A 25,823-nucleotide genomic window follows, 5' to 3' on the forward strand; every position below is an offset into this window, starting at 1 on the left:
GAGAGTGCTGTGGATTTCTTCCGGAGATTGGCCCGCGGGCGTAAACGGGTCAAGCGACTGGCCACTACTGACCAACCGTTCGCGGGGTGCCCAGCGTTTGGGAAGTGACAGGGGAGGTGGACAAAGATCGCGCAGCGCTGGCGGCGGCAGGCCGGCAACCCTGAGGGGTACGCGCGGTCGAACACCGGGTCGTGCTGGCCCGGGCGATGGCGAAGCTCCCCGCCCGCCAGCGGGCGGAGTCCGGCGACAGCATGACGTTCACCAGCCTGCACGCGACTTCCACCCGCGCGACAAGGTATGTGTCCTTGACAAAAGAAATTGTCGGTGGGATCGTACGGGGGCATGGACGAGGTAGCGGTGATCGACGACCCGGCGGCGGCCGGTGTCACGCTGGACCCAGTACGTTCCCGCCTGCTGGCCGAGCTGGCTGAGCCGGCCTCGGCGAGCACGCTGTCCGGCCGGCTCGACATTCCACGGCAGAAGCTCAACTACCACCTGCACGCACTCGAGCGGCACGGCCTGGTCGAGCTGGTGGAGGAACGCCGCAAGGGCAACATGACCGAACGCGTACTCCAGGCGACCGCCGCGTCGTTCGTGATCTCGCCGGGAGTGCTGGCGGCGGTCGCGCCGGATCCCGGCAAGTCGCCGGACAAGCTGTCGGCCCGGTGGTTACTCGCGCTCGCCACCCGGCTGGTACGCGAGATCGGCGAGTTGATCGTCGGCGCCGCCAAGGCCCGCAAGCGGCTCGCGACCTACGCCATCGACGGCGAGATCCGGTTCGCGACAGCCGCCGACCGGGCGGCGTTCGCCGAGGAGCTGACGCAGGCGATCACGGCGCTGGTCTCGAGGTACCACGCCGAGTCCGCGACGGACGGGCGCGACCACCGCATCCTCGTCGCCGTTCATCCGATCGTCCCGAAACCCGATGCGAAGTCCGACCTGAACGAGGAAGCGAGCAAGCGATGACTGAAGGCCGGCGGCTCGAGAAGGTTCTCGAGTTCAACGCGACACCCGAGCAGGTCTGGGAGGCGGTCTCGACCGGCCCGGGCTTCGCGGTCTGGTTCGTACCGCACGAGATCGAGGCCGGCGAGGGCGGCAAGGCTCGCGCCGACTTCGGATCCGGCAATGTGGCCGACGGCCGGGTGCTGGAGTGGGAGGAAGGCAGGCGCGTCGTCTACGGCGGCGCCGAGAGCGACCCCGGCGAGACGCTGGAGTTCCTGATCGAGGGTCGCGACGGTGGCACCACCGTGCTGCGTTTCGTCCAGGCCGGCTTCACGGCCGAGGACTGGGAGGCGGAATACCACAGCAAGGGCTGGGACCTGTTCTTCCACAACCTGGAGCTCTACTTCGACCACTTCGCCGGCAAGCCGGTCGCCAACGCGCTGGCGATGAGCTTCACCGACCTCGACCGCGACGCGGTGTGGGAGAAGTTCGGCGCGGCACTCGGCCTCGACCCAGACGTGAAGCAGGGCGACGAGATCACCCTGCGGCCGGACGGCATGGAGCCGATCACCGGCGTCGTCGACCTGCGTTATCAGGGCGGGCTCGGCATCCGGGGCGCCGACGGCCTCTACCGCTTCGCCGGTGAGGGCGCGGACGCCTGGGGCATGGTGACCGTCTCGCACTACCTCTACGGCACCGGCCGTACCACCGAGGAAGCCACCGCGAGCTGGCGCGCCTGGCTCGAGCGCCTGTTCCCGATGCCCACCCCCTAGCTACCCTCGCCCGCCGCGAATGACCACGTTAACCACGTAATTGGCGGGTTAACCACGCCCCGGGGCGTGGCGAAGCACCTATTAGCGTGGCGGAGCGCGCGAGTCACGTGGCGCTGTGCTGATCTTGCGGCTCCGCCGCGTGGGTCATTCGCGGGCTCAGGCGATCTCGAGTACGGCCTTGCCCGGCAGCTTGCGCGCGAACAGCAGCTCGACCGCCTCGCCCACGCGGCTCCAGTCGCCCCGCCAGCCGATCTGCGGGTCGAGCTTGCCGTCGGCCAGCCAGCGCAGGAGGTACGCCAGGTGCCGGCCGAGGTCGCCGAGCGTGTTGTCGAACGCCTCGATCGTGCGACGCAGTCCCACGGTGCCGTACGGCGGGAACACCGCCGGCTCGCCCGACGTACCGCCGATCGACTGGATCCTGCCGCCCTCACCCAGCAGCTCGAACGCCTGCACCAGCTGCGGCCCGCCCACGTTGTCGATCACGCCGAACAACGGCTCGCCGATGCCCTCCAGCCCGACGACGACCTCGGCGGCGCCGAGCTCCTGCAGCCCTTCGCCGCGAGCCGCGCTGCCGACGCTCGCGATCACGTGCGCGCCGGCGATCGCGGCGATCTGAACGGCGAACCGCCCGACGCCACCGGACGCGCCGGTCACCAGCACCCGTTCGCCCGCGACGAAGCCGAGCCGCCGCAACGCGCGCAACGCCGTGCCGCCCGCGACCGGCAGCGCCGCGGCGGCACCGAAGTCGACCGAGTCGGGTACGACCGCCACGTCGGCGGCCGCGATCGCCCGCCGCTCCGCCCAGCCGCCCGACCCCGCGAACCCGACCACCCGGGTGCCGGCCGCCGGGCCGGATCCGTCGGCCGCCGCCTGGACCACCACGCCCGCCGTGTCCCAGCCGAGCACCGTGCCCTCCTCGGCCGAGCGGGCGTAGCTGAGCTCGCCGTAGTTCAGCGACGCCGCCCGCACCTCCATCACGACCTCCGCGGGGCCTGGTGTGGGCTCGGACGCCTCACCGAGGCGTACGTGCCCGGGAGCGGAGTGGTCGACGACAAGTGCGCGCATGACAAGGCCTTCCTCGCAGGAGACGGATGACGTTCCACCCGGCTCAATCCATACCCGGCAGCTCGCATTCCCGCGACTTTCCCTGCCATGCGTTGAACCGGCCGTCCGCAACACCGTCTCCTCGGTCGCGGGGACGATCGACGCGGAGCCAGGGCAGGTCGAGTCCGCGCCGGGCACCGGACTGGTGCCGGTCCGGCCGGAACGGAGCTGGCCACGGACGAGTCACTCGTCCGTGGCCAGCTTTCGCTTGTCTGCGAAGGGAAGCTCAGTCCTCGTCGCCCTTGCCGGAGCTCAGGCCCGACTTGATCAGGTCCATCACCGACGAGTCCTGCAGCGTCGTCACGTCGCCCATCTCTCGGTTCTCCGCGACGTCGCGCAGCAGCCGCCGCATGATCTTCCCCGACCGCGTCTTCGGCAGTTCCTCCACGACCAGGATCTGCCGCGGCTTCGCGATCGGACCGATCTCGGACGCCACGTGGTCGCGCAGCTCCTTGGCGATCGTGTCGCCCTCGGAGGCGGCGGACCCGCGCAGGATCACGAACGCCACGACGGCCTGACCGGTCGTCGCGTCGGTCGCTCCGACGACGGCGGCCTCGGCGACCTTCGCGTGCGACACCAGCGCCGACTCGATCTCCGTGGTCGACAGGCGGTGCCCGGACACGTTCATCACGTCGTCGACGCGGCCGAGCAGCCAGATGTCGCCGTCGTCGTCCTTCTTCGCACCGTCGCCGGCGAAGTAGCGACCCTCGAAGCGCGACCAGTACGTGTCGACATAACGCTCGTCGTCGCCCCACAGAGTGCGCAGCATCGACGGCCACGGCTCGGTCAGGATGAGGTAGCCGCCGTGCCCGTCGCCGACCGGCGTCCCGGCGTCGTCGACGACCTCGGCACTGATGCCCGGCAACGGAGTCATCGCCGCACCCGGCTTGCCGTGCGTGACGCCCGGCAGCGGCGAGATCATGATCGCCCCGGTCTCGGTCTGCCACCACGTGTCGACGACCGGAGTGCGGTCGCCGCCGATGTGCTTGCGGTACCAGACGTACGCCTCCGGGTTGATCGGCTCACCCACCGAGCCGAGCAGCCGCAGCGACGACATGTCGAACTTCGCGGGGATGTCCTCGCCCCACTTCATGAACGTACGGATCGCGGTCGGCGCGCAGTAGAGGATCGTGACGCCGTACTTGTTGACGATCTCCCACCAGCGCCCGCGGTGCGGCGTGTCCGGCGTGCCTTCGTACATCACACTCGTCACGCCGTTGGCCAGCGGGCCGTAGACGATGTAGGAGTGCCCGGTGACCCAGCCGATGTCGGCCGCGGTCCAGAAGATGTCGGTCTCGGGCTTGATGTCGAACACCGACCAGTGCGTCCACGCGACCTGCGTGAGGTAGCCGCCGGTGGTGTGCAGGATGCCCTTCGGCTTGCCGGTCGTGCCGGAGGTGTACATGACGTACAGCGGGTGCTCGGCGTCGAAGAACTCCGGCGTGTGGTCGGTGCTCTGCCCGTCGACGAACTCCTCCCACCACAGGTCGCGGCCCTCGACCCAGTCGACCTGGACGAACGTGCGCTTCACCACGAGCACGTTGCGTACGTTCGGGCACTCGCGTAGCGCCTCGTCGACCGCGGGCTTGAGCGGGCTCTCGCCGCCGCGCCGGTATCCACCCGACGCGGTGATCACGACCCGGGCGTCGCAGTCCTGGATCCGGTCACGCAGCGCGGTCGCGGAGAAGCCTCCGAACACCACGGTGTGCGGTGCACCGATCCGAGCGCAGGCCAGCATCGCGACGACAGTCTCGACCAGCATCGGCATGTAGATCGCCACGCGGTCGCCGGCCTGGACGCCGAGCTCGGTCAGCGCGTTGGCGGCCTTGCAGACCTCGTCCTTGAGCTTGGCGTAGGTGACGGTCTTGGTGTCGCCGGGCTCGCCCTCCCAGTGGAAGGCCACCTTGTCGCCGTTGCCGGCCTCGACGTGCCGGTCTACGCAGTTGTAGGCCGCGTTCAGCTTGCCACCGACGAACCACTTCGCGAACGGTGCGTTGCTCCAGTCGAGCGCCTGAGTCCACTCCGTGTCCCACGACAGCCGTCGCGCCTGCTTCTCCCAGAACGCGATCCGGTCCGCACTCGCTTCGGTGTACGTGGCCTCGGTCGCGTTGGCTTGCGCCGCGAGCTGCTCCGGCGGTGGGAATCGGCGGTCCTCGTGGAGGAGGTTCGACAGTGCTTCTTCGCTCACGGGACGGTGCCCCTCTCTGGCCTGGTTACGCACGTGTTACTGGATCTGCCCCATCTGACCTTAGTCTGCCGCCAAACGCTGGATCCACTCTCGCGGACCACACAGGCCAATACTTTCGGTCCGTACACAAATGACCACGTTGACCGGCGAGGATCTGAAGGTCAACGTGGTCATTTGCTCTGGGCTGCTGTGGTTCTCAGTGGGGTTTGGAGCCCGGCCGGGCGGGGGTCTGCAGGGAAGCGATCGCGCAAGGGGGTGTGCGCTCCGCCACCCGGCCGGGAGCCTCGGTGTCGCTAGTGCGGGGTTGCTCCTTCCGCGCCGGAACCGGTCAGCGCGCGTACCTCGAGCTCGTCGTACCGGTCCTGCGAGGTGGTGTCCTTCGACAGCACCGTCCCGAGCCAACCGCACAGGAAGCCGATCGGGATCGAGATGATGCCGGGGTTGTTCAGCGGGAAGATCGACCAGTCGGCGTTGGGGAGCAGCGACTTCTCACCACCTGAGACAACGGGGGAGAAGAACACCAGCACCACCACGGAGATCAGGCCGCCGTAGATGCTCCATACGGCGCCCGAGGTGCTGAACCGCCGCCAGAACAGGTTGTAGATCAGGGCCGGCAGGTTGGCCGACGCCGCCACGGCGAACGCCAGCGCCACCAGGAACGCGATGTTGAGTCGCTGCGCGCCGATCGCGAGCAGGATGGCCACGGCGCCGATGACCAGAGCCGCCCAGCGGGCCACGTTGACTTCCTGCTTCTCGGTGGTCTGCCCGCGCTTGATGACGTTGGCGTAGAGGTCGTGCGCGAACGACGACGAGGAGGCGAGCGTCAGCCCGGCGACCACGGCGAGGATCGTGGCGAACGCGACCGCCGCGATCAGCGCCAGCAGGATCGCGCCGCCGAGTGAGCCCTCGCCTCCGCCGACGGCCTCCGCCACCTTCACCGAGGCCAGGTTGCCTGCGGACTTGGCGACGTCGCTGTTCTCGCCGGTGTCGAGCAGCGCAGCCGCGCCGAAGCCGAGGGCGAGCGTCATGAGGTAGAACGCGCCGATCAGGCCGATCGCCCAGAGCACCGACTTGCGCGCGGCCTTGGCCGTCGGGACGGTGTAGAAGCGGATCAGGATGTGCGGCAGGCCTGCGGTGCCCAGCACGAGGGCCAGCGCCAGCGAGATGAAGTCGATCTCACCGACCAGGCTCGTGCCGTAGAGCAGGCCAGGGTTGAGGAACGCGTCGCCCTTGCCGGTGTTCTCGGCCGCGCTGCCAAGCAGGCTCGACAGGTTGAAGTTGAACTTCAGCATCACCAGGAACGTGATGATGATGGTGCCGGTCATCAGCAGGACGGCCTTGACGATCTGCACCCAGGTCGTGCCGCGCATGCCGCCGACGACGACGTAGACGATCATCAGCAGGCCGACGAAGACGATGACGCCGTTCTGCAGGAACGCGTTGCCGCTGACGCCTAGCAGGAAGCCGACGAGCGTGCCGGCGCCGACCATCTGAGCCAGCAGGTAGAAGATCGAGACGACGACGGTCGAGGTCGCGGCGGCCGTGCGGACGGGCCGCTGGTTCATGCGGTACGCCAGCTGGTCGGCCATCGTGAACCGGCCGGAGTTGCGCAGCAGCTCGGCGATCAGCATCAGCGCGACCAGCCACGCGACCAGGAAGCCAATGGAGTAAAGGAATCCGTCGTAGCCGTTCAGCGCGATCGAGCCGGAGATGCCGAGGAACGACGCGGCCGACATGTAGTCGCCGGAGATCGCGAGGCCGTTCTGTACGCCGGAGAACGACCGGCCGGCGGCGTAGTACTCCGCGGCGGTCTTGTTCTGCCGGCTCGCCCACCACGTGATGTAGAGCGTGACGGCGACGACGACCAGGAACAGCGAGATCGTCAGCGTCTGGTTGCCCTGCTCGGTCTGGGCGAGGATCGTCGACGCGCTCATGCCTTGACCTCCTTGTGGTACCTGTCGCTGAGGTTGTCGGCGAGCGGGTCGAGCTTGGAGTTGGCGTGACGCGCGTACAGCCAGGCGATGAGGAACGTCGAGACGAACTGCAGGAGGCCGAACACCAATGCGATGTTGATGTTTCCGACGAGCTTCGTGCTCATGAAGCCGGGAGCCCAGTTAGCGCAGATGACGAACAGGAGGTACCAGACCATGAACGCCACGGTCCACGGAAACGCGAAGTTGCGATATCGCTTGCGTAGCTCTTTGAAGTCATCACTGGCGGCGAGTGTCGCGTACGATTGCTTCTGGACTGAGTTTGGCTCGCTCACACTCCACCTCCGTGGTCCTGCGGACATGCCAGACGTGTGACGAAATCCTCACCGTCTTTTGCGTCACGTTAGGGACATGTCGCCACCCACGGAACCCGACTGGCCGCTCAACCGGCCGAAAGGCCAGCTCGATCGGCGTACGGCAGCCAGCGTTTCGGTAAGCGGTCGATCTTGAGCGACGAACGGTTAACGGCCCGGTGATCAACTAGCTGAACCATTCGCCTACCGATGGCCGGAACAACCGGCCACTCCGAGCTACCCCGTAGAGCCACGGGACAGGCCGAATCGCCACTAAGCTCTCATAGATGTTACGCGTGCTCGTTGTGGACGACGAGATCCCCGCCCTCGAGGAGCTCGCGTACCTCCTGCGCCATGACGGGCGTATCCGCCATGTCCTGACGGCCGGCAGCGGCGCCGAAGCCCTGCGCGTGCTGCAGCAACAGCCCGTCGACGCGATCTTCCTCGACATCCGCATGCCCGGCCTGACCGGGCTGGAGCTGGCGCGCGTACTGGCCCGGTTCGTGCAGGCGCCGCCGGTGGTCTTCGTCACGGCATACGACGACCACGCGGTCGACGCGTTCGAGCTCGATGTCGTCGACTACCTCCTGAAGCCCGTCCGGCCGGCGCGGCTGGCTGAGACCCTGCGGCGGATCGTCGAGCGCGGCGCGGGCGGTGCGGCTGGTGCGGCTGGCGCGGCCGCTGCGGCTTCCGAGTCGACGGCCGTCGGCGGCAACTCCGCCGGCAACTCCGGTGGCAATGCATACGGCCAGCCGGAGCCCGCCGACGAGACGATCCCGGTCGAGCTCGGCGGCGTGATCCGTTTCATCCAGCGCAGCGACGTGCTCTACGTCGAGGCGCACGGCGACTACGCCCGTCTCCACGTCGAGGCCGGCCGCTCGCATCTGGTGCGTACATCCCTTGCCACGTTGGAGGAACGCTGGCGGGACGCCGGCTTCGTCCGGATCCACCGCAGCCTGCTGGTAGCTCTCGCGCATGTGACCGAGGTGCGGTTCGAGTCAGGCCGCTGCACCGTGCAGGTGGGCGGCGCCGAGCTCCAGGTCAGCCGCCGTCACACCGCCGAGCTGCGCGACCTGCTGATCCGGCAGGCCCGGTCATGAGCCCCGATCCGGGCGCGAGCCAGCCGCCTCGCCGGGTCACGGTCACCAGTCCGCGGATGCGTACGTCGCGCCGCGCGCGGCAGCACCTCCGCGGCGAGATCGACGCGCAGACCCGGCTCGGGCAGGTCTACATGACCACGCTGATCCGCGCCCAGCTGCGGCTCGGCCTGCTGGTGCTGGTGATCGTCGGCATCCTGCTGCTCGGCCTGCCGCTGGTGTTCGCGCTCGTGCCGGAGGTGCGTACGGTCGACACGCTCGGCATTCCGCTGCCGTGGTTGCTGCTCGGGGTGCTCGTCCACCCGGCACTGATCGGCGCCGCGTGGTTCTACGTCCGGCAGGCCGAGCGCAACGAACGAGAGTTCGCCGACCTGGTCGACCGAGGCTGAAGGCAGGGAGCACATGGGAGCTGCGCCAGGCGTCCTCGCCGTCGTCCTGGTGACGCTACTGACGCTCGGCATCGGGGCGTACGGACTGCGGCTGTCGCGTACGACCTCCGACTTCTACGTCGCGTCGCGAACGGTCTCGCCAACGTGGAACGCCTCGGCGATCGGTGGGGAGTATCTGTCGGCCGCCTCCTTTCTCGGTGCCGCCGGACTCATCCTTGCCTACGGCGCCGACATGCTCTGGTATCCCGTCGGCTGGACGGCCGGCTACCTCGTCCTGCTCGTCCTGGTGGCCGGCCCGCTGCGCCGCTCGGGCGCCTACACGCTGCCCGACTTCGCCGAGGTGCGCCTGCAGTCCGACGCCGCTCGCAGGGTGGCCAGCGTCCTCGTGGTGGCGATCGGGTGGCTCTACCTGATGCCGCAGTTCCGCGGCGCCGGCCTGACGCTGCAGACCGCGACCGGGGCACCGGACTGGGCCGGCGGGCTGGTGGTCGGCGGCGTCGTGCTGGCGAACGTCCTGTCGGGCGGCATGCGCAGCATCACGCTGGTGCAGGCGTTCCAGTACTGGCTGAAGCTCACCGCGATCGCGTTGCCGGTGCTCTTCCTGTTCCTGGCCTGGCGTTCGGACGGCGCGCCGGTGGCGGGCGTGGAGCAGCCGGTCTTCCGCGAGATGACGACCGTACGCGTGGACACCTCGGTCTCCATCCAGGTCGACCGTCCCGTCGTGGTCACCGTGAACGGCGTCGTCGACGGAACCCGGCGCGCCGACGTACGCCTGCGGCTCGGTTCCGGCTCGCACTCGGTGCTGGCCGGCACGACGATCGTGTTCCCGCGCGGTGCCGCCGTACCGGTCGCCGAGGGCCTGCCCGAGCTCGACAACCGGTCCTGGGCGATGCCGCTCGGCGGCGGGCAGGACCATCCGCTGTACGCCACGTACTCGCTGATCATCGCGACGTTCCTCGGCACGATGGGCCTGCCGCATGTGCTCGTGCGCTTCTACACCAACCCCGACGGACGGGCCGCGCGCCGGACGGCACTCGCGGTGATCGCGCTGCTCGGCGCGTTCTACCTGTTCCCGGCGGCCTACGGCGCGCTCGGCCGGATCTACACGCCCGAGCTGCTGTTCACCGGACGTACGGACGCGGTGGTGCTGGAGCTGCCCCAGCGGCTGCTGCCCGGACTGGGCGGAACCCTGCTCGGGATGCTGGTCACCTCGGGCGCGTTCGCCGCGTTCCTGTCCACGTCGTCGGGGCTCGCGGTGTCGGTGACCGGCGTGCTGTCGCAGGACCTGCTGCGCGGCCGCGCGCCGTCGGGCGTCACGGGGTTCCGGCTGGCCGCGGTCGGTGCGGTCGCCGTACCCGTCCTGCTGGCCCTGATCGCCGAACGGTTGTCGGTGGCCGGCGTGGTGGGGCTGGCGTTCGCGGTGGCGGCCTCGACGTTCTGCCCGCTGCTGATCCTCGGGATCTGGTGGCGGCGGCTGACCTCGATCGGTGCGGTCGCGGGCCTGGTGGTCGGCGGGCTGCTGGCCGGGGGAGCGGTGGTGGCGGCGCTGGTCTCGGAGCACTCGGGGTGGGCGGCCGCACTGCTCGAGCAGCCGGCCGCGTGGTCGGTGCCGGCCGCGTTCCTGGTCATGGTGGTCGTGTCGCTCCTGACACCACGTTGGACCGCGACCGACGTCGGCCGCACGATGGTGCGCCTGCACGCGCCCGAGCAGATCGACGTCGACCGCGGTGAGTGGCGGCCCTCGGCCGAGCAGAAATGAGCGCGCGCGAGTTCCGGAAGTAGATCGTCCGGAACCGCCGTTAGCGTGCTCGCCATGACGGAAACCACCACCGAAACTGTCCTGCTCGAGCCGCCGGTCGCCGGCAACGAGGTCGACTCGCTGCTCGGCGAGCTCGAGCGCGGCCGCCGCCTGATCGCGTGGAAGTGCGGAGGCCTTTCCGCCGAGGGCCTGCGTACCACCGTCGGCGCCTCGTCGATCACGCTCGGCGGGCTGCTCAAGCACCTGGCGCTGGTCGAGTGGGACTGGTTCGCGTACAAGCTGCTCGGCCAGGCACCGCCACCGCCGTGGGACCAGGTCGACTGGGAGAACGCCGAGCCCGGCTTCGACTGGCAGCTGAGCGAGGACGAGACGCCGGAGCTGCTGATGGCGTTGTGGAAGGACGCCGTGGCTCGCTCGCGGGCGAACATCCACCAGGTGCTGGCCGACGGCGGACTGGACTCTCCGGGGAAGTGGACCTGGCCCGACGGCCGGCAGCCGAGCCTGCGCCGGATGATCGTCGACATGATCGAGGAGTACGCCCGGCACGCCGGCCACGCCGACCTGATCCGCGAGTTCGTCGACGGACTGGTCGGCGAAGACGCACCGGCCGACGTCCAGGTGTGAGCCCGGTGCCGACAAGTCGGCGGCAGTTACCGGCGGTCGGCTAGTTCCGGCGGGAAGACCACCTCGAGCCGGTCTCTCACGGCGTGCATGGTCCACAGCAGGTCGGCCAGCTGCCCGGAGTCGGTGGCCGGCCAGTCCGGCACCGGCTCCCCAGCGGCCTCGGCTGCCTGAAAGGCCGCATCGGCTGCGCTGCCGCGGATCAGCGCCCCGATGTACAGCATGCCGACATACACGCCCTTGCCGCTGACCTCGGCCGACAGCGACTGGAGGTAGTGGCGCTGCGCCGCCAGCGCGACCGGCCAGCCGCTCATTTCCGCCCAGCCGCGGATCGCGCTCGCGCCTTGGGCGCTGACGATCGCGCCGTCTCCTCGTTCGAGCATGGCCGGAAGGAACTCCCGGACCAGTTCCACGAGCGTGTAGACCGTCCGCGGCATGCCGTTGCTCACCTGCTCTGCCCTGAGCCCGGCTGCCGGAGCGAAGCCGGTGCCGGTGGCGGCGGGCGCGTAGTAGAGCGCGGTGAGGTCGCCGACGCACGCACGGATCTGCTCGGCATACGACGGCACGAGATCGGTCCGTTCCAGGTCGGCGGCGACGACGTGGGCGGTGACTCCCTCGGCCGACAGTTCCTTGGCGAGTTGGTCGAGCCGGTCCCGGCCGCGGGCGACGAGGACGACCTCGTAACCCTCGCGTCCGTACCGGCGGGCGACGGCCTGGCCGAGACCTGGGCCGACTCCGAAGACAGCGATGGATTTGAGCATGAGGTCAGCCAACCGTCCCATGCTCGGATGATCCATGGGAGAACGTCCTCGATGCCTTTGCGATCGTCTGGCACTCTGTGAAGCGTGGACGTCCTGACCGATCTCCTGCACCGCGCCCGGGCCACGAACGCGCTCGTCCGGCAGCTGATCTCACGGCCGCCGTGGGCGGTGACCTACGCCGAGGCCCGCCCGCTCACCGTCGTCGCCACGCTCGGCGGCAGCGCGTCCGTACGGCTCGACGGCGGTGTTGTGCGGTTGACCGCCGGCGACATCGCCCTCGTGACCTCGACCGGGCCCTACACGATCGCCGACGACCCCACCACGCCGGCGCAGTTCGTGATCCGTGGCGAGCAGAAGTACACCGTCGACGGCCGGGAAGTGACCGGCCCACATCACACCTCGGCTCCGCGCACGTACGGCGACGACCTCCCCGGCGCGACCGTGATGCTGCGCGGCGCGTACGAGCTGCGAGGTGACGCGGCCGCCCGCCTGCTCGACCTGCTACCTCCGCTGGCCGTCGTGCCCTCCGGCCCGCGAACCCAGGCGGCGCTGGACCTGCTGTCCGCCGAGATCGCCCGTGACGAGCCGGGCCAGGATGCCGTCCTGGCCCGGCTGCTGGATCTCGTCCTGGTGCTCGCGTTGAGGGCCTGGTGCGCGCGGCCGGGTGCGGAGCTCCCCGCGTGGTACCGCGCGCTGTCCGATCCCGCCACCGGCCAGGCGCTGCGCCTGCTGCACGAGGATCCCGCCCGCCGCTGGACGGTCGCGGCGCTCGCCGAGCAGGTCGGGCTGTCCCGCGCCACGTTCGCCGCGCGCTTCACCGGCCAGGTCGGCCGGCCGCCGCTGGCCTACCTCACCGGCTGGCGGATGTCGCTGGCCGCCGACCTGCTCCGCGACACCGAGGACACCGTCGCGGTGGTGGCCCGCAAGGTCGGGTACGCCGATCCGTTCGCGTTCAGCGTCGCGTTCAAACGAATCCACGGCGAAAGCCCGTCGGTCTGGCGGCAACCTTCGGCACCGGGCTGAGGATCAACGCGTCAGAGCATTCCCCACACACGACGAAGGGTTCCAGCGATGCGTGTGCTTTCCGGCGTGGCCGCGGCCGTTCTCGCGCTTGCCGCGGTGCCAGGTTTGCTCGCGGGCTCGGTGCCGGCGAACGCCGCACCTGAAAGCCGGCAGATCGCCACCGGCACGGCCGGCGACTTCAAGGTCGTCGTCACCGCGACCAAGGGTGCCGAGAATCCGCCCACGGCAGCGGTCACCGTCGAGGGCTTCGAGCGTTCGGGCGACAGCTGGAAGTCGGTCGGCAGCCAGCCGGTGGGCGACGAGTGGTTCTGGTTCGTCGTGACTGACAAGGGCGGGATCTGCGACTTCTCCGTCGCCGACACACCCGAGGCGACCACCTCGATCAAGGTGAACGTGTCGTCGTCGGTCGAGTGTGCGCCAGCCGAGACGTTCCATGTCGACAATGGCCGCCTCGTTCACGGGTGACGGGATGATGTTCACCATGGCCGTACGCGCGGATTCCGCTGCCGAAGAGGCGACCCTCGCCGAGTTGTTCGCCGAGCGCTACGCCGAGCTGGTCAGGCTCGCGTACGTCCTCACCGGCGACAACGAGCTCTCCGAAGACCTGACCCAGGACGCTTTCGTCAAGGCCTGGCCGAAACTGCGCGGCCTGCGCGACCAGAGCAAGGCTCCGGCCTACCTCCGCCAGACCGTCGTCAACCTCGTACGCCAGCGCTATCGCCGCGTGCTGGTCGAGCGCAAGCACCTGCCCAAACCACCGGAACCCGTGCCAGGCGTCGACGTGAGCGACGCCATCGACCTGGCCGCGCTGGTCCGCACGCTGCCGATCCGTAAACGGGCGTGCGTTGTGCTGCGTTACTACGCCGACCTTTCGGAAGAGGAGACCGCCGCGGTGCTGGGGATCTCGGTCGGCACCGTGAAGAGCCAAACCCACCGTGCGCTTCGTCAGCTGGCGCAGCTGGTCGAGAAACCTGAGAGCCGAGGATGAGCGAGCACAACGACTTCGAAGGCCGGCTCCGCGACGCCCTGCGGACCGAAGGCGACAGCGCGCGAGTCAGCCCGGACGCCCTGGGCAAGATCCGCGGCCGGATCGAGCAGCCGCGCCGCAAGCACTCGCCCAAACGAGTGATCGCGTTCGGCGCGATCGCCGCCGCGGCGGCCTGCACCACCGCGGTCATCGTCGTGCCGCAGCTCACCGGAGGCCCGGACCTGCGGTCCGCCTCGGCGCCGGAGTCCGCCGCCAAGGACTCCGCGGCGCAGCAGGACAACGACACCAGCGCGGCGAAGCCGTCCGAGACGGAGGCGTCCGGAGAGTCCCGGATGCGGCAGGAGTCGGCGGCGGTTCCGGTGCTCGGCGAGCTGGTCGTCGGCGAGGACGTGAACGTCCTCCTGACGGCCGACATCTCCGGTGACACCGCCACCGCTCGCCTGTCGGCCTCGAAGTGGGACGGCGCCAAGTGGGGTTCGCGGCAAGGACCCGTGCAGGTCGGAGCGGCGGGAGGGCTGGCGTTCGACGGCCGCCTGAGCGGGCACGTCTGCGAGTTCCGCGTGGTCCAGGCGCCCGGCAAGCCGGCGACGGTGCGGGTACGGCTGGCACAGCAGAGCGGTGGTGCGTGCTCCGACGCGTACGTCTACGAGCTGGATGGCACGACGCTGAGGCCGAAATAGTCGTAGATTCGCGCATGTGACGGACCTGCTTCCGACAGTCGCGATCGGCGTCGGCCTGGTGCTGGCCGCCGTGGTGACCGCGGTGGTGCTGATCCGCCTGGACCGCCGGCGCCATTTCGGTACCCCCGCGGACCAGGCGACGTTCCGTACGCTCCACACCGCGTCGCTGGCCTCGCCGCCGCTTCGGACCGGCCTCAACACCGCCAGTGCCGAACGCGCGGTCAGGCACCTCCACACCCTGCTCGGCACCTCCGCCGTCGCGCTGACCGACCTCGACACGCTGCTGGCCTGGGACGGTGAGGGCCAGCACCAGCACGAACGCAAGGTCGTCGCGATCGCCGAGTCGGCGCTGACCCAGGGGCGTACGGACGTGCTCGGCAGCGAGGTCGTGCGCTGCAACAAGCCCGACTGCCCGCTGCGTACGGCGGTGATCACGCCGCTGACCGTCGAGGAGCATGTGGTCGGCACGCTGCAGGCGTACGCCTCGCAGACCTCCGCCGGACTGGTCCGGGCCGTGTCGGAGGTGGCTCGCTGGGTTTCGGGGCAGCTGGAGCTCGCCGAGCTCGACCAGTCGCGTACCCGGGCGATGGAGGCCGAGGTGCGCGCGCTGCGAGCCCAGATCTCGCCGCACTTCGTCTACAACTCGCTGACCGCGATCGCCTCGTTCGTACGCACCGACCCCGCGCGGGCGCGCGACCTGCTGATCGAGTTCGCCGACTTCACGCGTTACTCCTTCCGGCGGCACGGTGAGTTCACGACGCTGGCGGAGGAGCTGCGCTCGATCGACCGCTACCTCCTGCTGGAGAAGGCCCGATTCGGCGACCGGCTGCACGTCACGCTGCAGGTCGCGCCCGAGGTGCTGCCGGTGGCGATCCCGTTCCTCTGCCTGCAGCCGCTGGTCGAGAACGCCGTCCGGCACGGCCTGGAAGGCAAGCCCGGCAAGGGGCACGTCTCGATCGTCGCGGCCGACGCCGGGAACGAGTGCGTGATCGCGGTCGAGGACGACGGGGTGGGCATGGACCCGGAGCTCGTCCGCGCGACGCTGGCCGGCCAGCCCGGCTCCGACTCCGTGGGCCTGGGCAACGTCGACGAGCGGCTGCGCGCGGTCTTCGGCGAGCCGTACGGTCTCGTGGTCGAGACCGCGAAGGGCGCGGGAACCAAGGTCAGCATGCGGATCCCGAAGTTCCACCCAGGCGTACGGGCGACCCCCTAGGGGGTGTCCTGCAAGTGTCGCCGGGCTGCGGCGGCCCTGGCCCCACGCTGGCTGCGTTGGACGAAGATCGCCCGTATGACCGATACGAACGACTCCGCCCGCCTTGCCAGCCCGGCGCCATGACCGTCCTCGCTATCCGCCGACACTTACAGGACACCCCCTAGCCCCGAGGCCAGGGCAGTCGCAGGGACCCGCTGCCGAGGATGGCTGTCCGGCCGCCGACGACGACCTCGGTGACTCGCTCGTTTCGTTTGGTGGCGGCGCCTTCCAGGACGCTCGGGCGACCCATCGCCACGCCCTGGGTGATCCGGACGGTGTACGTGCCGTCCGGCTCAGGCGCTCGCCCGGCGCGGCTCGCGAGCAACGTCGCGCAGCCCGAACCCGTCGCAGGGTCCTCGTCGATGCCGAACGCGGGCGCGAAGAACCGTGCGTGCACGTCGTTCTGGGCGCCGGCGTACACGTACAGGTGCGGCGACCAGCAGTCGGCGACGCCGGCCTCCCACGCGGTCTTGTCCAGCGTCGCGCGGTCGACCAGCTCCTTCGAGTGCAGGCGGACGAGGCAGAAACGGAAGCCGACGCCGGCGTACCAGCTTTCGGCGATCGCGTCTGCCGGCAGGCCGAGCGCCTTGGCGATCGCACTGTCCGGCGGCGTCTCGGCGGCGAGCTCGCAGGCCGGCTCCTCGAGACAGAGCCGGATCGCCGGACCGTCCGCCTCGACGCGTACCGGCCCGATGCCTTCCTCGAACACGAACCGCTGCTGTGTTGTGAGCTGCGTGAGTACGGCGGCCGTTCCGATCGTCGGATGGCCGGCGAACGGGAGCTCCTGTTGTGGCGTGAAGATCCGCACTCTGTGCGTATACGTGCCCGGGTCGCTCGGCGGCAGCACGAACGTCGTCTCGGAGAAGTTGAACTCTCTGGCGAGCCGCTGCATCGTCGGTTCGTCGATGCCGGTCGCGTCCGGGAACACCGCGAGCTGGTTGCCGCCGAACGGCCGCTCGCTGAACACGTCGATCAGGGTGAAGTCGTAGCTCATCGGATCAGCCCACCAATACGTCCATCTCGACGGTCGCGCCGAGGGGGAGCGCGGCCACACCGATCGCGGTCCGCGCCGGATGCGGTGCCGTGAAGTACCTTGCGTAGACCTCGTTCAGCTCGCCGAAGTCGTCCATGTCGGCGAGGTAGACACCGACCCGGATCACGTCGTCGAACGTCTTGCCCGCCGCGGCCAGCGCGGTGCCGACGTTGCGCAGGATCTGGTCGGCCTGGACGGCGACGTCGCCTTCGACCAGCTTGCCGGTCGCGGGATCCTGGGCGACCTGGCCGCTGAGGTAGAGCACACCCGTGGGGCCGCGCACACCGAGCGAGAACGGACCGACCGGTGGCGCGAGCTGGTCGCTGCTGATCGCGTCACGGGGTGTCGGCTCTGTCGGCTTTGGCTTGGCGAGGTGCGGAGGTACGCGATCGGCGTACTGCGCCCTGCCGTCGCCGAAGGAGAAGTTCTCCATGGCGGTCTCCGCCAGCGTGACGAAGATGTCGCCCGGCCGGACTCCGCACTCGCTCGAGAGCAACTCGGCGATCCGCGCGTACAGTGCCTTCTTCTGCTCGACGGTCCGGCCGGCGGCGAGCGTGATCTCGATGAAGACGATCCCGTCGCTGCGCTGGACGCCGAGGAACGCCGGGTCGTAGATGATCTCGTCCGCGGCATGTCGGCTGATCACCTGGAAGTGGTCGTCCGCCGGGATGCCGAGGGCTTCCACGAGGGCGCGGTGAACGTTGTCGCCAATGGCGCGGGGATCGCTGGCGTTCGCCTGGTTCAGCGAGATGCGAACGAACGGCATGGTGCTCTCCTTGTCAGGCGTTGAGCAACTGGTCGGTGCCTTCGCGGAGCCGATGTACGCGGGCGAGCAGGTCGGTGAGCTCCTCGTCGCCGAGCTCGGCCGCGACTTGCTCCTGTACGCGCTTCCAGTGCGGCAGCGCGGCCTGTCGCTTGCGGAGGCCTGCCGCGGTCAGCTGGAGCTGGCGGCGCCGCCGGTCGCCAGAGCCGACCGTCAGCTCGACCAGGCCCGCGTCGACCAGCGGGGTGACCTCGCGCGTGCAGGTCGTGCGCTCCATCGCCAGCCGGGCGGCGAGCTCGCTGATCGACAGCGGGCCCTCCTCGGCCAGGCGGGACAGGATGCTGTACGCGGTCTGCCGCAGGCCGACGGGCGCGAGCGCGCGGTCGTACAGGCGGTTGACGGCGCGGGTCGCCATCCGCAGAGTCGTGCAGACGCACTTGCTGTTCACCGGTTCCACGGCAATGAGTGTATATACACGTATTGCTGATCGGCAAGCCGTCGTTCGGGCGCGATGAGGTCAGTCGAACTCAGTCGAACTCAGTCGAACTCGGTCGGCAGCGTGGGCTCGCGGTGGTGTCGTAGCAACGCTCGCAGTTGCTCCTCCGTGCAGCGGCCGGTCGAAAGCTCCGGCAGGTCGTCCAGCGAGAAGTAGCCGACGTCGGTCGTCTCGCCGTCCAGTCCGGCGGTGGGCTCGGCGTCGTCCTGGGCCTGGAGCAGGAAGAGGTGCTTGTAGACGTGCCACGGTGATCCGGCGTGGCCGTTGTGCTTCGAGCCGTCGTGGACGAGCGCGAGCTTGACGACCTCGACGTTCAGGCCGGCCTCCTCACGTACCTCTCTGGCCGCGGCCTCCGAAGGAGCGTCGAGCGCGTCGGCCCAGCCGCCGGGCAGGGTCCAGCGCCCGTCGCGGGCCTCGCGGACCAGCAGTACGCGCTCCTGGTCGTCGAACAGCGCGCCGCGGACGTCGACCTTGGGCGTGGCATGACCCCGCTCGGCGCTCATCGCCTCGGTGTACTCCACCGGATCGCCGCCGCCGAGGATCGTGAGGATCTCCGCGGAGATCTCACGCATCCGCTGGTAGCGATCGAGGTCGTAGTGATCGGTGGAGTACGTCAGGCCGTTCTGTGCCATCGCCGCGAGCTCCACACCGATCGCGTGCAGCCGCTTGCCCGAGTCCGAAGTCATGCGACCGAGTCTTGCAGCCGAAGGTTGCCGGCGGGTCAACGCGCTCTGGCGTCCACCTGCTCGTGGGCGTCAGGCTCTGCGTACGCGGTAGCAGATGCTGGAGTAGGGCATGATCAGCCCGTCCGGCTGGGTCGCGGTCGCGTCGTACAGCCAGCCGACCCGCTCCAGGACGCCCTTGCGCTCCTCGGCCGAGAGCGTCGCGACGTACGGCCGCGAGGCCACCAGGTGGAGCAGCGCCGCCCGGTCGAGCCGCTGCCACATGCGGAAACGCTGGTACTCGACGTCGAGGTACGCCCGGGACAGCTCGAGCCCGTCGATCAGCTCCTGAATCCACAGCTCGTCGAACTGATCATCAGCCGACAACAGGGACGACAGGTGGCGTACCCACGGCACCGACTCGTCACGGCGGTTCCAGACCAGGCCGAGCACGCCACCCCGGCGCAGGACCCGGGCGATCTCACGTAACGCGCGCTCGATGTCGAACCAGTGGAAGGCCTGCGCGACGACCACGGCGTCGGCGGCACCCGTACCCAGCGGGATCGCCTCGGCTTCGGCCTGCACCGGCATGGCCGCGCGGACGTAGCGCGCCAGCTTCGCGACCAGCGGACGGGACGGCTCGAGCGCGACCACCCAGTGGCCGTCGTCGACCAGCAGCCGGGTGAGCCGGCCCGTGCCGGCAGCGAGCTCGACGACGGTGGAAGGCTCGGCACGCGGTGCGTCCTCGCCTGAGATCTCGGGTGGCGCAAGCTCGGCGCCCAGCATCCAGCGCACGGCGTCGAGCGGGTAACCCGGCCGGTTGCTGTCGTTGACGTCGGCAACGGACCCGAAGGACCGGCCCCGCGCCCGTCGTACCGCGTCGTCCATGTGTGGCCTGATGCTACGCGACTGCGTCCGCAAGCCAGCTAACGACGTGCCGAGATGCCGGAAACGGGCACCCGGAGAAAGAGGACGGCGCCCCCCAACCGCTGAGAGCGCCGTCTCCTCTGCACGTCAGATCCGGGTTACCAGGCGTGCACCTCGGTGAATGTCGGCCTAGGTCAAGCCTGGGTCCGACTGCCCTCAAGGATGGGCTGGTCGCCGCGTGGGTGCCCGGCTGCCGTGCACGTCTGCGGAGGTCCGAAGCTGCGCCTTTCGACGGGTGAAAATCTGTGAGATCTCCGCAGGACGCACTTCCTTTCTACGCCGCCGAGTCGGCCTCTGTGAAGACCTCGGCCGAGGTTTTTACTCACTAATTCGGCAGGCCCTTTGGCCAGGTCAAAGGGCCTTGCAAACAAGGTATTGTCGCGGGTTTTGGTGCAGGTGAGATGGGTAGATACTTCATCCCTGTCTGCGCGCTCTGCGCCGTCCTGCCCACACCAGGCCCGCGACGACGACGCCCGCGACCGCAAGGCTCGCGCCCGAACGTGAGGCGTGCACCATTTCCTTCAGCAGTGGGCCGTTTCCGATGCGGTTGTTCCGGCGGAACTCCAGAACCGGCCAGGCTTGCTCGGCGGCGATTCGCCGCAGTGCACGATCCGGGTTGACGACGTGCGGGCGCCCGACCGCCTTCAGCAGGGGAAGGTCGGTGATCGAGTCGGAGTATCCGTAAGCCTGGTTGAGGTCGTAGCCGCGTTCGGCCGCGAGTTCCTCGATCGCCGTGACCTTGTGGTCGGCGTAGGCGTAGAACTCGATCTCGCCGGTGTAGCAGCCGTCCTCTATGAGCATTCGCGTCGAGATGACCCGATCGAAGCCGAGGAACCGGCCGACCGGCTCGGCGACGTCGGCCCCGGCGGAGGAGACCAGCACGATGTCGTGGCCCTGGTCGCGATGCCAGGTGATCAACTCGCGCGCCTCGCCGTAGATCAGCGGCTCGACGACCCTGTGCAGCGACTCGGCGACGATGTCGCGGACCGTCTGGACGTGCCAGCCTGTGACCAGCGCGGACAGCTCCGCACGCAGGCGTTCCATCCGGGCGTGGTCCGCACCGGAGAGGAGGTAGATGCCGCGCGCGTACGCCGAACGGAGCACATCGGCCCGGCAGAGCAGGCCGGCGTTGTAGAACTGCCGGCTGAACGCGAGCATGCTCGAGCTCGCGATCACGGTCTTGTCGAGGTCGAAGAAGGCGGCGGTGCGCGAGCCTGCGACATCGGAGGTGCGGTCCATCGTTACGAGCATAGAGGCACGTGCCGCACATCTGCCGTCGCAAGCCATGTTTCTGGCCACTCCCGGCGGTTGGTAGTGGTGTCAATACCGAGTTGTGGGCGGATTTCGGGCGGGGCGACGCGGGCCGGCCGGGTGTGGCTGTGGATCTGCTGTGCTTTGGCGGGTGAATGGGCGCTTTGCGAACGCTCGCAAGCCGGCTGCCGGTCGGCGCCTTTGGCGAATGGTGGAACTGTGGGTAACACTTGATTCAGCGGTTCTCCGAGGTTGTTTGAGCGTGTCCTCGAAGGGAACTTGGTGGTAAGCGGCATCCCCCGCCGCTGGTGCCGGTCCGGTGCTAGCACGTACCGAGACCAGGAACAGCCCCCGCTCTCCCCCCGGCGGGGGCTGTTGCCTGTCCTGCCTCTGCCGGCTCGTCGCTGTTCCTGGCGGTCACTTTTCTTCCACAGGTCGGCGTTTTCCACAGAAATCAAGGCATTTCCCTGGATTCTCCGTAGATCCGTCATCGTTTGATTCGACCGGATCTCATTCGGGTGGCGTTTCCCGCGCATCCGATGCCTTTTGCCTTTCCCTGCTGGAGGAACCATGGCCGCCACGCCAACGCCGACACCGGCGCAGGAAGTCGGGCGTCCACTTCTCGTCACCGCCGACGACCGCGTGCTCGACGACGTGATCCGCCTGGCGGCCGCCTGCGGCATGGCACTCGACGTCGCGGCCGATGTCGGTGGTGCGCGGCCTGCCTGGCCGCGAGCGCCGCTGGTGCTGGTGGGCGCCGACGTCACGGCGTCGATGCTGCGATCGGCTCCGCCCAGGCGCCGCGGCGTGGTTCTGGTCGGCCACAACGACGGTGCCGCGTTCGACTGGCCCGGCGCCGTACGCCTCGGTGTCGACGAGGTCGTGTTGCTGCCCGAGCAGGAACCCCACCTGTCCGAGCTCATCGCCGCCTCCGCGGCCGGCGGCGGCCGCGCCGAAGCTCTCGTCATAGGAGTCGTCGGCGGCCGCGGGGGAGCGGGCGCGTCGGTGCTGGCGGTCGCCCTCGCACTGGCGGCGGTGAAGCTCCGCCTGCGCTGCACCCTGATCGACGCCGACCGCCTCGGCGGCGGCCTCGACGCCTTGCTGGGCGCCGAAGACTGCGAAGGCGTCCGCTGGCCCGACCTCGCCACCGCCGACGGCCGAGTGTCGGCATCCGCCCTCGGTTCCGCACTCCCCGTCGTGAGCGGCCTCCACCTCCTCTCCTGCCCCCGCGGCGACCCTCACCCCCTCCCACCGCCCGCGATGCGCGCCGTCCTGGGAGCGGCCTGCCGCCTGGGCGACCTCGTAGTCGTCGACCTCCCCCGCCACCTCGACGAGGCGGCCGAGGCCGCGCTCGACCTCTGCACCCTCGCTCTCCTCGTCGTCCCCGCCGAAGTCCGCGCCGTCACAGCCGCCGCCGGCGTCGCCGCCACCCTCACCCCTCGCGTCCCCGACCTCCGCCTCCTCGTCCGCGGCCCCGCCCCAGCCGGCCTCACCGCCCTGTCGATCGCCGAAACCCTCGCCCTTCCCCTGGCGGGTTCCCTCCCACCCGAACGCCACCTCGCCCAAACCTTGGACCGCGGGCGCCTCCCGGCCCACAGTCCCCGTAGCCCGCTGGCCCGCTGGTGCCGCCAGTTCCTGACCGACCTCAACCTCCCCACCCACCAAGCCGCCTGACTCCCGTCCGCCGTCGCCTCCACCACCGGCGAGCCCGCCCGAGCCGGCCTCACCCTCCTGTCGAATCGCCAAGACCTTCGCCCTTTCCTGGCCGGCTCCCTCCCACCCGAACGCCACCTCGCCCAAACCTCGGACCGCGGCCGCCCCCAGCCCTCGCAGCCCGCTGGTCCCGCCAGTTCCCGACCGACCTCAACCTCCCCACCCACCAAGCCGCATGAAGCCCGACTGTTCCGCCGCGCCCATCCACCGTCGCCGGCCTTCAGCCATCGCCATCGACCAGCCACACCTCGCCCCAGGAGTCACCATGGCCATCCCTGATGCCCTCGCCGACCGCGTTCGCCTGGCGCTCGCCAACGAACACGTCCGCGCCCACCAACCCTCAGCCCGTACCGCCCTCGCTCTCGTCCCCAGCGAACCCACCACCGCCCAGGTCGCCGCCGCCATCCACGCCGAGTCCGGCCTGCTCGGCGACACCGCCGTCCTCAACGCCGCCGACACCATCCACCGCGAGCTCGTCGGCGCCGGCCCACTCGAGCCTTACCTCGCCCTCCCCGGCGTCACCGACGTACTCGTCCACGGCCCCAACCAGGTCTGGATCGACCGCGGCAACGGCCTCGAACGCGTCGACGCCCGCTTCCCCGACGACCACAGCGTCCGCCGCCTCGCCCAACGCCTCGCCACCTCCGCCGGCCGCCGCCTCGACGACGCCACTCCGTACGTCGACGCCCGCCTGCCCGCCGGCACCCGCCTCCACGCGGTCCTCGCGCCGGTCTCCACCCGCGGCACCTGCATCTCGCTGCGCCTTTCCGCCCGCCGCGTCTTCACCCTCGCTGAGCTCGTCGCCGCCGACTCCCTGCCAAGCGAAGGCGCCGACCTGATCGCCAGGATGATCCGCGCCCGCCTCGCGTTCCTCGTCACCGGCGGCACCGGCAGCGGCAAGACCACCTTGCTCACCGCGCTCCTCTCCCTTGTCCCAGTGGACGAACGCATCGTCATCGTCGAGGACGCCAGCGAGCTCGCACCCGCTCACCCGCACGTCGTCCATCTCGAAGCCCGTCCGCCCAACCTCGAAGGCGCCGGCGAGATCACCCTCCACACGCTCGTACGCCACGCGCTCCGCATGCGCCCCGACCGGCTCGTGGTCGGTGAGGTCCGAGGCGCCGAAGTCGTAGGCCTCCTGGCCGCCCTGAACACAGGCCACGAAGGCGGCTGCGGCACCCTCCACGCCAACTCCGCAACAGAAGTACCCGCCCGCATCGAAGCCCTCGGCGTCGCCGCCGGCCTCAACCGCCCAGCCGTACACAGTCAGCTCGCCGCCGCCGTCGACGCCGTGATCCATCTCGCGCGCGGCCGCGACGGTCGCCGTCGCCTCGCCCAGATCTGCGTACTCCAGCAGTGCCCCGACGGCCTGGTCACCGCCGTCGAGGCCGTCCGCTTTCCGAACGAGGAGGGCCCCGGCATGCCGCGACTACGACAGCTGCTGGAACGAGCTGAGCGCCAGTGAGCCCGTACGTCCCACTCGCAGCTGCCCTCCTCGCCGCCTGCGTGTTCGTCTACCTGCCCGACCCACCGGCCGTCCTGCTGGCCAGGCGTCTGGGCGGGCCGGCCGCGATGTCCCGCGCCCAGCGTGCGATCGCTGGGGCGTTTGCCGGTTTGCTGGCCGGAGCCTGGCTCGGCCCAGCCGCGCTTCTGCTGCTCGTGGGTTGGCTGGCCGGTGTGCTCCTGCACAAACGCATCGCCCAGGCCCGAACCCGCCGCGCCCACGAATCCGGTGCGCGTACGGCGGTGTGCGAAGCCTGCGAACTGATGGCCGCCGAGCTCCGCGCCGGCCGCTCGCCGAGCCAGGCGCTGGACTCCGGAGCGGCCGTCTTCGCCGGCCTGGCCCCAGCCGCGGTCGCCGCCACCCTCGGCGGCGACGTTCCGCGCGCCCTACGTACGTTCAGCGGGCCTGGCCAGGAAGCCCTACGTCCGCTCGCCGCGGCCTGGCTGGTCGCCGAACGCAGCGGGGCGAGCCTCGCCACCCTGCTCGACCGAACCGTCGCAACGCTCCGCGAGTCCCAGTCCGTCCGCGACGAGGTGTCCGCGCAACTCTCCGCGCCGCGGGCAACCTCCCGCGTACTCGCCGCCCTCCCGCTCGCCGGCGTAGGCCTCGGCTTCGGCATGGACGCCAACCCACTCGGGTTCCTGCTCGGCACACCGGCCGGCATGGCCTGCCTGGCTGCCGGAACCGCCCTCGCCGTAACCGGCCTGCTCTGGGTCGAACGCCTGGCCCGATCCGCGGAGGACACCGGATGAACGAAGCCGGCGCGGCGTTCCTCGTCATCCTCTCCATCGCGGTCTGGACCTCCACCGGCGGCGCCGTGGGCCGCGCGCGCCGCCTCAGCCGGCGTCCTCCAGCCGCCCCGAAGCCTCCCGAGACCGAAGCCGCCCGCCGCCGGAAGGTGCTCCTGGTCAGTGCCTTCGCCGGCGTTGCCGTCGCCACCACCCTGGGCGGCGCCATCGGCATCATCGGTGGATCCGCAGCCGCCATCGGGACGGCGTACGCCCTGCTCCGCATGGAGCCCCGCCTGGTCCGAATCCGCAGGGAACGTCTGGTCGAAGAACTCCCGCTCGCCGCAGGTCTCCTCGCGGCCTGCCTCCGCGCCGGCCGCTCACCAGAACGAGCAGTCGAACTGATCGGCCAAGCCCTCCCCGGCCCCCTCGGCGTAGAGCTGGCGCTGGTGGCAGAAGCCCTCCGCCTTGGCGCGCGCCCCGAGATCGCCTGGTCCCGCCTCCTCGACGAGCCGGCCCTCGCCCCGTTCGCCCGCGCCCTCATCCGCACGTGGGACTCCGGCGCGCCACTCGCCGACACCCTCGACCACCTCGCCAACGATGCCCGCCGCACCATCCGCTCCCACGCCGACCGCCGCGCCCGCGCCGTCGGCGTCAAGGCAGCCCTGCCCCTCGGCCTCTGCTTCCTCCCCGCCTTCCTCCTCATCGGCGTCGTCCCCGTGGTAGCAGGCTCCATCGTCAGCCTCCTCCCATGACACCAGTCCTTTCGCCGACGCCGCGCCGCCCCTGAACCCCGTCGCCCCTTGCCCCTGACACCCCAACTCGCCCAGATTTCGTGTTGCCTGGTGCTCGGCCTGTCTGGTGCCCGGCCTGCCCGGCCCGGCG

The 25,823-nt window shown here is 70.0% G+C and carries 26 protein-coding genes; 15 read left to right on the forward strand and 11 right to left on the reverse strand.

Annotated features, from left to right (window positions below; all coding sequences use genetic code 11):
- Positions 1-342: 342 nt before the first annotated feature.
- Positions 343-966, forward strand: coding sequence for an ArsR/SmtB family transcription factor (locus tag ACYVF6_RS01760; protein WP_460514978.1), 624 nt, complete (start codon positions 343-345; stop codon positions 964-966).
- Positions 963-1,715, forward strand: coding sequence for an SRPBCC family protein (locus tag ACYVF6_RS01765; protein ID WP_460514980.1), 753 nt, complete (start codon positions 963-965; stop codon positions 1,713-1,715). The genes ACYVF6_RS01760 and ACYVF6_RS01765 overlap by 4 nt, the downstream gene beginning before the upstream one ends.
- A 156-nt stretch (positions 1,716-1,871) precedes the next feature.
- Here ACYVF6_RS01765 and ACYVF6_RS01770 read toward each other — a convergent pair whose 3' ends face one another.
- The 4 genes from ACYVF6_RS01770 to ACYVF6_RS01785 form a co-directional block, all read right to left on the reverse strand.
- Complete coding sequence (locus ACYVF6_RS01770; protein WP_460514981.1) at positions 1,872-2,780, reverse strand: zinc-binding dehydrogenase; 909 nt, start codon at positions 2,778-2,780, stop codon at positions 1,872-1,874.
- A 265-nt stretch (positions 2,781-3,045) separates the two neighbouring features.
- A complete protein-coding gene (gene acs, locus ACYVF6_RS01775; protein ID WP_460514983.1) occupies positions 3,046-5,007 on the reverse strand; it encodes an acetate--CoA ligase in 1,962 nt (653 codons plus the stop codon).
- 293 nt (positions 5,008-5,300) lie between these two features.
- Entirely contained in the window at positions 5,301-6,941 is a 1,641-nt protein-coding gene (locus ACYVF6_RS01780; protein WP_460514985.1) for a solute symporter family protein, read from the reverse strand.
- Positions 6,938-7,273: a DUF485 domain-containing protein gene (locus tag ACYVF6_RS01785; RefSeq protein WP_460514986.1), complete on the reverse strand. Its 336-nt coding sequence runs from the start codon at positions 7,271-7,273 to the stop codon at positions 6,938-6,940. Before ACYVF6_RS01785 ends, ACYVF6_RS01780 begins: the two co-directional genes overlap by 4 nt.
- A 305-nt stretch (positions 7,274-7,578) precedes the next feature.
- On the opposite strand from ACYVF6_RS01785, the gene ACYVF6_RS01790 reads away from it, so the two are divergent.
- The 4 genes from ACYVF6_RS01790 to ACYVF6_RS01805 are packed head-to-tail and all read left to right on the forward strand — an operon-like array spanning position 7,579 to position 11,160.
- Positions 7,579-8,391, forward strand: coding sequence for a LytR/AlgR family response regulator transcription factor (locus ACYVF6_RS01790; RefSeq protein WP_460514988.1), 813 nt, complete (start codon positions 7,579-7,581; stop codon positions 8,389-8,391).
- Positions 8,388-8,777: a DUF485 domain-containing protein gene (locus tag ACYVF6_RS01795; protein WP_460514990.1), complete on the forward strand. Its 390-nt coding sequence runs from the start codon at positions 8,388-8,390 to the stop codon at positions 8,775-8,777. The genes ACYVF6_RS01790 and ACYVF6_RS01795 overlap by 4 nt, the downstream gene beginning before the upstream one ends.
- A gap of 13 nt (positions 8,778-8,790) precedes the next feature.
- Positions 8,791-10,536 (forward strand): sodium/solute symporter, encoded by a 1,746-nt coding sequence (locus ACYVF6_RS01800; RefSeq protein WP_460514992.1) that lies wholly within the window; start codon positions 8,791-8,793, stop codon positions 10,534-10,536.
- Positions 10,537-10,590: 54 nt separating this feature from the next.
- Positions 10,591-11,160 carry a DinB family protein gene (locus tag ACYVF6_RS01805; RefSeq protein WP_460514994.1) on the forward strand — a complete coding sequence of 190 codons (570 nt, stop codon included), beginning with the start codon at positions 10,591-10,593 and terminating at the stop codon, positions 11,158-11,160.
- A 26-nt stretch (positions 11,161-11,186) separates the two neighbouring features.
- On the opposite strand, the gene ACYVF6_RS01810 is transcribed toward ACYVF6_RS01805, so the two are convergent.
- Positions 11,187-11,939, reverse strand: coding sequence for an SDR family NAD(P)-dependent oxidoreductase (locus ACYVF6_RS01810; RefSeq protein WP_460514996.1), 753 nt, complete (start codon positions 11,937-11,939; stop codon positions 11,187-11,189).
- 63 nt (positions 11,940-12,002) lie between these two features.
- Here ACYVF6_RS01810 and ACYVF6_RS01815 point away from each other — a divergent pair, with 63 nt between their 5' ends.
- Genes ACYVF6_RS01815 through ACYVF6_RS01835 form a run of 5 tightly spaced genes read left to right on the forward strand, consistent with a single transcriptional unit; the run spans position 12,003 to position 15,822 of the window.
- A complete protein-coding gene (locus ACYVF6_RS01815; protein ID WP_460514998.1) occupies positions 12,003-12,941 on the forward strand; it encodes a cupin domain-containing protein in 939 nt (312 codons plus the stop codon).
- 48 nt (positions 12,942-12,989) lie between these two features.
- Positions 12,990-13,406 carry a hypothetical protein gene (locus ACYVF6_RS01820; RefSeq protein ID WP_460515000.1) on the forward strand — a complete coding sequence of 139 codons (417 nt, stop codon included), beginning with the start codon at positions 12,990-12,992 and terminating at the stop codon, positions 13,404-13,406.
- Positions 13,384-13,929 (forward strand): SigE family RNA polymerase sigma factor, encoded by a 546-nt coding sequence (locus ACYVF6_RS01825; RefSeq protein WP_460515002.1) that lies wholly within the window; start codon positions 13,384-13,386, stop codon positions 13,927-13,929. Before ACYVF6_RS01820 ends, ACYVF6_RS01825 begins: the two co-directional genes overlap by 23 nt.
- Positions 13,926-14,609: a hypothetical protein gene (locus tag ACYVF6_RS01830; RefSeq protein WP_460515004.1), complete on the forward strand. Its 684-nt coding sequence runs from the start codon at positions 13,926-13,928 to the stop codon at positions 14,607-14,609. Before ACYVF6_RS01825 ends, ACYVF6_RS01830 begins: the two co-directional genes overlap by 4 nt.
- A gap of 16 nt (positions 14,610-14,625) precedes the next feature.
- Complete coding sequence (locus ACYVF6_RS01835; RefSeq protein WP_460515005.1) at positions 14,626-15,822, forward strand: histidine kinase; 1,197 nt, start codon at positions 14,626-14,628, stop codon at positions 15,820-15,822.
- A gap of 160 nt (positions 15,823-15,982) precedes the next feature.
- Here the strand turns inward: ACYVF6_RS01835 and ACYVF6_RS01840 are convergent, their stop codons facing one another.
- From ACYVF6_RS01840 to ACYVF6_RS01865, 6 genes are all read right to left on the reverse strand, one after another.
- Positions 15,983-16,855 carry a PhzF family phenazine biosynthesis protein gene (locus ACYVF6_RS01840; RefSeq protein WP_460515008.1) on the reverse strand — a complete coding sequence of 291 codons (873 nt, stop codon included), beginning with the start codon at positions 16,853-16,855 and terminating at the stop codon, positions 15,983-15,985.
- A gap of 4 nt (positions 16,856-16,859) precedes the next feature.
- Positions 16,860-17,660 (reverse strand): Rid family detoxifying hydrolase, encoded by an 801-nt coding sequence (locus ACYVF6_RS01845; protein WP_460515010.1) that lies wholly within the window; start codon positions 17,658-17,660, stop codon positions 16,860-16,862.
- 13 nt (positions 17,661-17,673) lie between these two features.
- The gene (locus ACYVF6_RS01850; protein ID WP_460515012.1) at positions 17,674-18,114 is read right to left on the reverse strand and encodes a MarR family winged helix-turn-helix transcriptional regulator; all 441 of its coding nucleotides are present in this window, start codon (positions 18,112-18,114) and stop codon (positions 17,674-17,676) included.
- Positions 18,115-18,194: 80 nt separating this feature from the next.
- The gene (locus ACYVF6_RS01855; RefSeq protein ID WP_460515014.1) at positions 18,195-18,839 is read right to left on the reverse strand and encodes an NUDIX hydrolase; all 645 of its coding nucleotides are present in this window, start codon (positions 18,837-18,839) and stop codon (positions 18,195-18,197) included.
- A gap of 69 nt (positions 18,840-18,908) precedes the next feature.
- Positions 18,909-19,703 carry a class I SAM-dependent methyltransferase gene (locus tag ACYVF6_RS01860; protein ID WP_460515016.1) on the reverse strand — a complete coding sequence of 265 codons (795 nt, stop codon included), beginning with the start codon at positions 19,701-19,703 and terminating at the stop codon, positions 18,909-18,911.
- Positions 19,704-20,156: 453 nt separating this feature from the next.
- Positions 20,157-20,981: an HAD family hydrolase gene (locus tag ACYVF6_RS01865; RefSeq protein WP_460515017.1), complete on the reverse strand. Its 825-nt coding sequence runs from the start codon at positions 20,979-20,981 to the stop codon at positions 20,157-20,159.
- A 582-nt stretch (positions 20,982-21,563) separates the two neighbouring features.
- Here ACYVF6_RS01865 and ssd point away from each other — a divergent pair.
- The 4 genes from ssd (at position 21,564) to ACYVF6_RS01885 (ending at position 25,693) form a co-directional block, all read left to right on the forward strand.
- Positions 21,564-22,667 carry a CpaE-like family protein gene (gene ssd / locus ACYVF6_RS01870; protein WP_460515019.1) on the forward strand — a complete coding sequence of 368 codons (1,104 nt, stop codon included), beginning with the start codon at positions 21,564-21,566 and terminating at the stop codon, positions 22,665-22,667.
- A gap of 304 nt (positions 22,668-22,971) precedes the next feature.
- On the forward strand, positions 22,972-24,171 hold the full coding sequence (locus ACYVF6_RS01875) for a TadA family conjugal transfer-associated ATPase (protein ID WP_460515021.1): 1,200 nt from the start codon (positions 22,972-22,974) through the stop codon (positions 24,169-24,171).
- Positions 24,168-24,962 carry a type II secretion system F family protein gene (locus ACYVF6_RS01880; RefSeq protein WP_460515023.1) on the forward strand — a complete coding sequence of 265 codons (795 nt, stop codon included), beginning with the start codon at positions 24,168-24,170 and terminating at the stop codon, positions 24,960-24,962. Before ACYVF6_RS01875 ends, ACYVF6_RS01880 begins: the two co-directional genes overlap by 4 nt.
- Positions 24,959-25,693 carry a type II secretion system F family protein gene (locus tag ACYVF6_RS01885; protein WP_460515025.1) on the forward strand — a complete coding sequence of 245 codons (735 nt, stop codon included), beginning with the start codon at positions 24,959-24,961 and terminating at the stop codon, positions 25,691-25,693. The genes ACYVF6_RS01880 and ACYVF6_RS01885 overlap by 4 nt, the downstream gene beginning before the upstream one ends.
- The last annotated feature ends 130 nt before the right edge of the window (positions 25,694-25,823 follow it).

This window comes from Flindersiella endophytica (assembly GCF_054779015.1).

Coding starts and splice junctions, on each gene's coding strand:
- ACYVF6_RS01760 (WP_460514978.1), top strand. CDS start 343: ATGGACGAGGTAGCGGTGATCGACGACCCGGCGGCGGCCGGTGTCACG.
- ACYVF6_RS01765 (WP_460514980.1), top strand. CDS start 963: ATGACTGAAGGCCGGCGGCTCGAGAAGGTTCTCGAGTTCAACGCGACA.
- ACYVF6_RS01770 (WP_460514981.1), bottom strand. CDS start 2,780: ATGCGCGCACTTGTCGTCGACCACTCCGCTCCCGGGCACGTACGCCTC.
- ACYVF6_RS01780 (WP_460514985.1), bottom strand. CDS start 6,941: ATGAGCGCGTCGACGATCCTCGCCCAGACCGAGCAGGGCAACCAGACG.
- ACYVF6_RS01790 (WP_460514988.1), top strand. CDS start 7,579: ATGTTACGCGTGCTCGTTGTGGACGACGAGATCCCCGCCCTCGAGGAG.
- ACYVF6_RS01795 (WP_460514990.1), top strand. CDS start 8,388: ATGAGCCCCGATCCGGGCGCGAGCCAGCCGCCTCGCCGGGTCACGGTC.
- ACYVF6_RS01800 (WP_460514992.1), top strand. CDS start 8,791: ATGGGAGCTGCGCCAGGCGTCCTCGCCGTCGTCCTGGTGACGCTACTG.
- ACYVF6_RS01805 (WP_460514994.1), top strand. CDS start 10,591: ATGACGGAAACCACCACCGAAACTGTCCTGCTCGAGCCGCCGGTCGCC.
- ACYVF6_RS01810 (WP_460514996.1), bottom strand. CDS start 11,939: ATGGGACGGTTGGCTGACCTCATGCTCAAATCCATCGCTGTCTTCGGA.
- ACYVF6_RS01820 (WP_460515000.1), top strand. CDS start 12,990: ATGCGTGTGCTTTCCGGCGTGGCCGCGGCCGTTCTCGCGCTTGCCGCG.
- ACYVF6_RS01825 (WP_460515002.1), top strand. CDS start 13,384: ATGGCCGCCTCGTTCACGGGTGACGGGATGATGTTCACCATGGCCGTA.
- ACYVF6_RS01830 (WP_460515004.1), top strand. CDS start 13,926: ATGAGCGAGCACAACGACTTCGAAGGCCGGCTCCGCGACGCCCTGCGG.
- ACYVF6_RS01840 (WP_460515008.1), bottom strand. CDS start 16,855: ATGAGCTACGACTTCACCCTGATCGACGTGTTCAGCGAGCGGCCGTTC.
- ACYVF6_RS01845 (WP_460515010.1), bottom strand. CDS start 17,660: ATGCCGTTCGTTCGCATCTCGCTGAACCAGGCGAACGCCAGCGATCCC.
- ACYVF6_RS01855 (WP_460515014.1), bottom strand. CDS start 18,839: ATGACTTCGGACTCGGGCAAGCGGCTGCACGCGATCGGTGTGGAGCTC.
- ACYVF6_RS01860 (WP_460515016.1), bottom strand. CDS start 19,703: ATGGACGACGCGGTACGACGGGCGCGGGGCCGGTCCTTCGGGTCCGTT.
- ACYVF6_RS01865 (WP_460515017.1), bottom strand. CDS start 20,981: ATGGACCGCACCTCCGATGTCGCAGGCTCGCGCACCGCCGCCTTCTTC.
- ssd (WP_460515019.1), top strand. CDS start 21,564: ATGGCCGCCACGCCAACGCCGACACCGGCGCAGGAAGTCGGGCGTCCA.
- ACYVF6_RS01875 (WP_460515021.1), top strand. CDS start 22,972: ATGGCCATCCCTGATGCCCTCGCCGACCGCGTTCGCCTGGCGCTCGCC.
- ACYVF6_RS01885 (WP_460515025.1), top strand. CDS start 24,959: ATGAACGAAGCCGGCGCGGCGTTCCTCGTCATCCTCTCCATCGCGGTC.